Origin of the sequence: Tenacibaculum agarivorans (assembly GCF_001936575.1) — a bacterium.
Taxonomy (GTDB): Bacteria; Bacteroidota; Bacteroidia; order Flavobacteriales; family Flavobacteriaceae; genus Polaribacter; species Polaribacter agarivorans.
The window spans coordinates 1-1,366 of the sequence record NZ_MSMP01000095.1; the positions used below are offsets into that span (position 1 = coordinate 1).

Genomic DNA, 1,366 nt, shown 5'->3' on the forward strand with positions numbered 1-1,366 from the left:
GTCAACATCAGTTACATCTGGAATACCGTCTCCATCTGCATCCATGATCTCTCTAAAGTCTACCTCTGTAGTACTTGGATCATCATTGTTATCCGTTCCTGAGGCTCCTGAATCTAAGTTATCGTTTACATCTTGCGGCTGACCTACTGTACCTACAGCATCATCAAAGCCATCGTCTAATCCATCTTGATCTGCATCTACTCCAGTTGGACTACCTTGACCTGCCTCTATAACATCATCAATACCATCATTATCACTATCCGTATCTAAATAGTCTGGATTATCCATACTATCTGTATTCGTAGGTGAATCTATGAACGTTGCATTTTCATAGGCATCATCAATACCATTGCTATTGTTATCATTTCCACTTGGTGCAATGTAACTAGCTGTTGGTTGTGCTTCTACGTTATCTGGAATACCATCATCGTCTGCATCGATATCTAAGAAGTCTGAACCATCATTCGTATTTCCATCTGTATTGGCTGGACTTGTACCTGCTGCTCCATCTGCTTGACCATCCATGTTACTATCTGTGAAGATAGCGTCGTCTGAATCAATGTCTCCATCATTATCCGTATCTAATGCACCATTACCTGTTTCTACAACATCAGTAATACCATCATTATCTGAATCTAAATCTAAATGGTTTGGAATACCATCGCCATCTGCATCATAAGCATCTGGGATACCGTCACTGTTTCCATCTGGTAACGTTCCACTTCCATCTGGTGCATCAGTATCTAAGTAGTTTGGAATACCATCACCGTCTGCATCTGCACTTGGATCTACTGGGTTTCCGCCTCCATCTAATAAACCATTCTCATCTACATCGGCAATACCATCGTTATCATCGTCAACATCAGTTACATCTGGAATACCGTCTCCATCTGCATCCATGATTTCTCTAAAGTCTACCTCTGTAGTACTTGGATCATCATTGTTATCTGTACCTGAAGCTCCTGAATCTAAATTATCATTTACATCGTGAGGCGTACCTGGCGTCGGGTTAATGTTCGCATCGAAACCATCATCTAATCCGTCTTGATCTGCATCTACTCCTGTAGCTGTTCCTTGACCTGCTTCTAATACGTCATCTACTCCGTCATTATCACTGTCTGTATCTAAATAATCTGGATCATCAGTGCCATCTGTATTTTCTGGACTATCAATAAATGCTGAGCCTTCATAAGCATCATCAATACCATTACCGTTACCATCTATGTTACTTGGTACAATATAACTAGCCGTTGGTTGTGCTTCTACGTTATCTGGAATACCATCATCATCTGCATCAATGTCTAAGAAGTTTGGACCATCGTTAGTGTTTCCATCTGTATTGGCTGGACTTGTTCCGGCAGCATTG

1 pseudogene is annotated in these 1,366 nt (G+C 41.1%); it reads right to left on the reverse strand.

Annotated features, from left to right (window positions below):
- Positions 1-1,366: pseudogene (locus BVC87_RS23640) on the reverse strand (hypothetical protein); the annotation flags it as partial.